At 58.9% G+C, this 6,371-nt stretch carries 8 protein-coding genes; 1 reads left to right on the top strand and 7 read right to left on the bottom strand.

Annotated elements, in window-relative coordinates; genetic code table 11:
* Nucleotide 1: 1 nt before the first annotated feature.
* Together FFI94_RS30855 and rsmG are read right to left on the bottom strand one after the other, a co-directional pair.
* A complete protein-coding gene (locus tag FFI94_RS30855; protein WP_138871183.1) occupies nt 2-1,057 on the bottom strand; it encodes a ParA family protein in 1,056 nt (351 codons plus the stop codon).
* Between the two features lie 75 nt (nt 1,058-1,132).
* Nucleotides 1,133-1,813 carry a 16S rRNA (guanine(527)-N(7))-methyltransferase RsmG gene (rsmG, locus tag FFI94_RS30860; protein WP_033235301.1) on the bottom strand — a complete coding sequence of 227 codons (681 nt, stop codon included), beginning with the start codon at nt 1,811-1,813 and terminating at the stop codon, nt 1,133-1,135.
* 415 nt (nt 1,814-2,228) lie between these two features.
* On the opposite strand from rsmG, the gene FFI94_RS30865 reads away from it, so the two are divergent.
* Nucleotides 2,229-2,750, top strand: a complete 522-nt coding sequence (locus tag FFI94_RS30865) for an SMI1/KNR4 family protein (protein WP_144298305.1) — start codon at nt 2,229-2,231, stop codon at nt 2,748-2,750.
* Nucleotides 2,751-2,932: 182 nt separating this feature from the next.
* Here FFI94_RS30865 and FFI94_RS30870 read toward each other — a convergent pair whose 3' ends face one another.
* From FFI94_RS30870 to rpmH, 5 genes are read right to left on the bottom strand one after another with little or no spacing between them, the layout of a single operon-like run.
* Entirely contained in the window at nt 2,933-3,514 is a 582-nt protein-coding gene (locus tag FFI94_RS30870; protein WP_138871186.1) for a R3H domain-containing nucleic acid-binding protein, read from the bottom strand.
* A 20-nt stretch (nt 3,515-3,534) separates the two neighbouring features.
* Nucleotides 3,535-4,650: a membrane protein insertase YidC gene (gene yidC / locus FFI94_RS30875; protein ID WP_138871187.1), complete on the bottom strand. Its 1,116-nt coding sequence runs from the start codon at nt 4,648-4,650 to the stop codon at nt 3,535-3,537.
* A 4-nt stretch (nt 4,651-4,654) separates the two neighbouring features.
* Complete coding sequence (yidD, locus tag FFI94_RS30880) at nt 4,655-5,008, bottom strand: membrane protein insertion efficiency factor YidD (protein WP_138871188.1); 354 nt, start codon at nt 5,006-5,008, stop codon at nt 4,655-4,657.
* Complete coding sequence (rnpA, locus tag FFI94_RS30885) at nt 5,005-5,385, bottom strand: ribonuclease P protein component (protein ID WP_138871189.1); 381 nt, start codon at nt 5,383-5,385, stop codon at nt 5,005-5,007. The genes yidD and rnpA overlap by 4 nt, the downstream gene beginning before the upstream one ends.
* A gap of 26 nt (nt 5,386-5,411) precedes the next feature.
* A complete protein-coding gene (rpmH, locus tag FFI94_RS30890) occupies nt 5,412-5,555 on the bottom strand; it encodes a 50S ribosomal protein L34 (protein WP_003942540.1) in 144 nt (47 codons plus the stop codon).
* Nucleotides 5,556-6,371 lie beyond the last annotated feature (816 nt).

The following is a 6,371-nucleotide window of genomic DNA, read 5'->3' on the forward strand; positions in this document are numbered from 1 at the left end:
CTCACTGCTCCTGCGTCGTAGTGGTGACAGAGCGTCCGGCCAATTCGCGGCCGGCATCGAGGTAACTCATTGCGCCCCGTGAACCCGGGTCGTAGTCGAGAACGGTCATGCCGTAACCCGGAGCTTCGGAAACCTTGACGCTTCGGGGAATCACAGCCCGGAGAACGGTGTCACCGAAGTGCTTACGCACCTCTTCTGCCACCTGATCGGCGAGCTTGGTACGACCGTCGTACATCGTCAGCAGAACGGTCGAGACATGCAGATCGGGGTTCAGGTGTGCCTGCACCAATTCGATGTTTCGCAGCAACTGCCCGACGCCCTCGAGGGCGTAGTACTCGCACTGAATCGGGATCAGAACTTCCTTGGCCGCGACCATCGCATTGACGGTCAGAAGGCCGAGGGACGGTGGGCAGTCGATGAGGACAAAGTCCACGTCCAACTCCGCGAGCACCTTCTCGTTGAGCGCACCCTTGAGACGATTCTCGCGAGCCACCATCGACACCAGTTCGATCTCTGCGCCGGCCAAGTCGATAGTCGCGGGGATGCAGAGTAGCCGCTCACTGTGCGGGCTCGTCTGAACCGCGTCAACGGCCTTCACTTCGCCGATGAGGAGTTCATAACTCGAAGGGGTACCCGAGGTGTGAACGACGCCCAGAGCGGTGCTGGCGTTGCCCTGAGGGTCCAAATCGACCACGAGGACGGTAAGCCCCTGGAGAGCCAGCGCAGAAGCGAGGTTGACGGTTGTTGTTGTCTTGCCGACGCCACCCTTCTGGTTGGCAATCGTGATGACTCGACGGAAAGCAGGCTTGGGGAGCGTCACCGAATGTGGGTGCAGCACCTGGCTTGCACGGTGAGCCGCAGCGCCGATCGGGGTCTCTTCCGACGAGATTCCGGAATAGGGAGCCGTGAAGTTCTCGTCGTCATTGATCACGGGATCGGCGTTCGCGCTCGGCTGCGGTGTCGCTGTTTCACGTGAAACAGCGACCTCTGGCGACGCGACTGTTTCGGGCACAGTAACTACTTCCGGTGAAACCACGGCTTCAGATCGACCCGACATTGACTGCTCCTTCGATTGCGAATCGACCACTGCGTGCTCTCATCATGTGTACTTCCTTTGTCATCGCTGACGCTGTCATCGCTGACGCCGTTTCGGGAGACGCTCGGCCTTGACCACGACTGTGGGCGTCCGGAGAAATTTAGATCCGCACTCGAGTATTTCGAACTTGCCTGCACCGAGTTTGGTCAACGCGGTACGGTCTCGCTCGATCTCTTCCGCAGCACTCGAACCCTTCAGCGCAAGCATCCGGCCATGCTCGTGAATGAGGGGGAGTGACCAACGGGCCAGCTTTTCCAACGGCGCAACTGCACGCGACGTCACTACGTCGGCGCCGCCCGCTTCCTTCACGACACCCGATTCCTCGGCGCGGCCACGAACAACCAGAACATCCAATCCGTTGGATTCGATGAACTCGGCGAGGTACACAGACCGTCGTAGAAGCGGTTCGACCAAAGTCACTTTGAGATCCGGCCGCGCGATTGCGAGAGGGATTCCCGGCAGCCCGGCTCCACTTCCCACATCGACAACGGACTCGCCTTCGGCGATCAACTCACCGATGACAGCGCAGTTGAGCAAGTGACGTTCCCAGAGTCGCGGCACCTCGCGAGGACCGATGAGCCCGCGCTCGACGCCGTCCGTTGCCAAAGATTGGTAGTAGCGTTCTGCAATGTCGTATCGATCGCCGAACACAGCGCGCGCAGTCGCTTGTTCATCCCAGTCAACCGACGCCGCACCATTTTGTTCCACGTGAAACATCCTCCCGCGTATACCGCGAAATCAACAATCAAGACCAAAGTTATTATCCGTGTTATCGCCGACAAGTGTTCACTTCTACGCACCGACTCGCTGTGAGTCTGCCAACTCAATTGCGGTCGCGCCAGGTTTCACGTGAAACATCCTCCTCTAAGGAACGAACTTTCTCGAGAAGTATCATCACTGTGACGAAACTAGGTAGGGGTCCCGCCTGGGACGAATTCAGCGCTGAATTTCTCTAATTCATAGGATTTCCGGTGAGGTGTTTCACGTGAAACTATTCGGCGCAAAATTACTGCGGGATACATTCTGACGATGACGCTTAGCGACACATGGCTCGCGTACATGGCGGCGCGTCACAAACGAGCTCCGATCACCGCCGCCGCTGTGCGTCCACCTCGACCACTCGCCGACCGAGATGAAGCCGAACGCGCTACGACGGCGAGTTCCACTCACTTCACGACGTACAGGAACAGTCAACTGGGGGAGGGGACTTGATCGGCAGCTTGTTCCCGACTTCTTGCTCGGTCTCGACGAATTAGTCGACAACCACAAATACCGCTGCAGTCCGGACAATCTCCAGGACACCGAAGACCTCGGTGACGATTGGGGAAAGGTTGCTCGGCAGCAGCCGGCCGGTGGAATCGCGCACATGTTCGTCGACGCCTATCTTCCGTTCGCGGAAAATGGTTCCGGCGCCGTGTTGTATGTCGACACTCGCGGGGGTGAGCAACAAGGTTGCGTTCGCGACGTCGGTTGGGAAGGCGCGGATGAAGCCGATCCGATATCGAAGTCGTTGACGGACTACGTCAATTCGGTTCGCATCAGTATCGCGTCGGGCGCCGAACATTCCGGCATGCTTCCCGCCGTCGAGGATGGCGCACTGATTTGGGAGGTCGACTACAGCGACAGACAGCCCTCTGCGGGCGCCTCAGCCTGAGCCGATTGTGATTCGAAATCCATTCCCACTGACGAGCTTTTTGCCGTCACAGATCAGTCCCGAAGATGATCTGATCGACATCGACGGTGCCGTTTCACGTGAAACCGATAGTCGACAAATACAAAGAATGCGAGCCCCGGATTCAATCCGGGGCTCGCATTCATTTACTGCTGAGGGGAGTGTCAGTCCTTCAGGACAACCACTCGGCGTGACGGCTCAGCGCCCTCACTTTCGCTCGATACGCCCTTCACCTTGGCGACGGCGTCGTGCACGATCTTGCGTTCGAACGGCGTCATCGGCGCCAGTTCTTCACGCTCACCGGTTTCGAGAACACGTGCAGCAGCCTCGGCGCCGAGAGCGCTGAGTGCCTCGCGGCGCCCAGCACGCCAGCCGGCGATATCGAGCATCAGGCGGCTACGTTCGCCTGTGGACTGCTGGACGGCCAGACGGGTCAGTTCCTGGAGAGCGTCGAGAACCTCGCCCTTACGACCGACCAGCTTGGTCAGATCGTCTCCACCGTCGATGCTGACGATCGCACGATCGCCCTCGACGTCCAGGTCGATATCCCCGTCGAAGTCGAGTACGTCGAGCAACTGCTCGAGGTAGTCGCCGGCGATTTCGCCTTCTTCGATCAGATCGTCGTCAGAGTCGTCGATGTCTGAATCTTCAACGTCCGACTCTTCGACGTCGGTAACGGGCGCAGCGATTTCAGTGCTCACGTCTGCGTTTTCTCCATCCAAAGCGGTGTCAGCTTCACTGGACATTGGTCGTTCTCTTTCCTCGATCATCGCCGCTTATTGCGCTTGGGAGAGTTGCCGCGATTGCTCTGTGGCCGGTTCTGTTTGGGTTTCGACGAAGCGCCGCCACCCCCCGAACCGGTGGGCTTGGTCGCAGGCTTCTCGGCCTTGTTGAGGGATACCCCGGGCAACTCGGATTCGTCTGCTGATTCCGTCGCACTCAGCGCGGCCGGAGATCCCTTTTTCTTGGCAGGATTCGGGCGAGCACCGGGCTTGGGGGCATTGTCGTTTCGACGCGAGATCGCTTCCTGCTTCTTCGTTTCTTCTTCGGCGTCGATCTTGCGGAAGACGAGATGCTGCTGACCGTAGGTCCAGATGTTGTTCGACACCCAGTACAGCAGAATTGCGATGGGCAGGAACGGTCCACCGACCAGAACACCGAGCGGGAAAACGTACAGCGCGAGCTTGTTCATGATCGCGGACTGCGGGTTCGCTGCGGCGGCTTCGGACTGGCGAGCAACCGAAGCGCGGGAGTTGAAGTGCGTCGCGATGCTGGCGATGATCATCAGCGGAGCGGCCACGAGAATGATGTTCAGACGCGACGGCAGCTCGGGAACGTTCTCGGTGACGTAAGCCTGAAGCTGCGCGACCGGCGTCGTTATTGCCGCCGAGATGGGCGCGCCGAACAGACGAGCATCCAGGAACGACTGGACGTCAGTGGCCGAGAAGACGTAGTTCGGGGTGTTGAGGTTGTCCTCTGCGGTCATGCCCAGCTGGCCCATACCGGTGCCGGTGCGGTTGAACGAGCGCAGGACGTGGAACAGACCGATGAACACCGGTGCCTGAGCCAAGACCGGGAGACAGCCCATGATCGGGTTGAATCCGTGCTCCTTCTGGAGCTTCTGCATCTCGACGGCCTGGCGCTGACGGTCGCCCGAATACTTCTTCTGCAGTGCCTTGATCTGCGGCTGCAGTTCCTGCATCTGGCGGGTCGTGCGGACCTGCTTCACGAACGGCTTGTACAGAACCGCACGCAAGGTGAACACCAGGAACACTACGGAGAGCGCCCAGGCTATTCCGTTGTCCGGGCCGAGAATGAACCCGAAGACCTTGTGCCAGACCCACAGAATCGCGGATACCGGATAGTAAATGAAATTGAGCACGGCTCTAAGTACTCCTCTGTTCGTCCATAGGACCGCGGTGGCGGCAACCCGCATCACGGCCACGACGGGGCGGAACGGGGTCCCACCCTCCAGAATGCCAGGGGGCACACTTCGCCAACCGCACCACAGTCAAGAAAAGGCCTTTGATCGCCCCGTGCGTACGGAGGGCATCCACCGCATACTCGCTACAGGTGGGGGTGAACCGGCAGGTCGGCATCCGCAGAGGCGACACATACGTCCGGTACAACTCGATACAGAAGATAAGAACAGTGGCGGGAGCGCGACGCACAGCCTTCAAAACCGTCAGAAAACGGGAGGCTGGGGGAGTTTCGATCTGCTCATCGAGCGGAGTACTCATGGCTCTTCACTTACCGACACCAATAGATTCATTTTGCCCAGACCTGCGCGCAGTTGCTTGGCCAACTCAGCGGAACTGGCGGTCGCACTACCCGGAAGTGCACGAATAACCACATCTGTTTCCGGTGAAACCTGGTGCGCGAGGTCTGCACATATATGACGAAGCCGGCGTGCGACTCGATGTCGAATCACCGCCGGCCCGACAGCCTTGCTCACGATCAGCCCGAATCGGGGACCGTGATTTGTTACTACCAGCGCCTCTACTTGCTCGCGATCAAACGCGTGCACGACAAGGTCGCGTCTTCCCATACGACGACCACGTCGCACCGCCACGGAAAAATCCGAGTGGCGGCGCAACCGGTACGGCTCAGGCAACACCCCGAGCTCCTGATCTCAGAATCAGATCAGGCTGTCAGGGAATCGCGGCCCTTACGGCGACGCGCCGAAACGATTGCACGACCCGCACGGGTACGCATACGAAGACGGAAGCCGTGAACACGCGCGCGGCGGCGATTATTCGGCTGGAACGTCCGCTTGCCCTTGGCCACGGTCAACACTCCTCGAAGTTCATTGGCGCCTCCCGGCGCCCTCTAATTGATCGGCGCCACCTGAGCGCCTTGGATCTAACGGTCTTCTCCACCCGGCAAGCGGCTTGGATAATCCTTCCGACCTGACATATGTAGTCAGCACGAAACGATCACCACCAGCGGGTGACTGTTCGAGGTTACTTACCACCGTTGCCAAGGTCAAACCAGCGCATTCGACGGGCACTCCGCCGGAGAAGAAGCGACACGCCGAAAGTGCGCAAATCCCCGATTTTCGAACCTTGATGTGCATAGGCCGTTGACCTCGAGCGAGACCTGGAGTGTGACCTTGGCAACATTTTCGCAACGGTGCTCAGAGCATACAAAACCCGGTGTACGCAATTCCGGCAGAGAACCACTCGACAAGGCCTCATCAGCACGTTCGGTCCGAGCTTCGGGTTTCGACACGGAAACCCGAGTTTTCACATTCATCCACAGGGCTGTGAGTATCAACGCACCGCTACCGCCGAGTGTCCAACGCCTCGAGTTACGACAAAAGACCAGGTAGATCGACTTCGTGTTGGATTTTCGGGAAAAATTCCACAAATAGACCGAGTCGGTGCACGTTTGTCCACATCTGTGGATAATTGTGTGGAAACACAGTTCAGGTGGCATATTCGTAGGCTGTTACGAGGTTTCTCACCTCAGGTGGCAGACACACCAGCAGACATAACAAAAGTGTCACACCAGCGCACATCCCCACCACCGAACATCCATGCCGCAGCAACGTGCTCGGTAGCGCCAGCGCACTCGCTGTCGGTGAAACACGGAAGGAACCAC

It is taken from the genome of Rhodococcus sp. KBS0724 (genome assembly GCF_005938745.2).
GTDB lineage: Bacteria > Actinomycetota > Actinomycetes > Mycobacteriales > Mycobacteriaceae > Rhodococcus_F.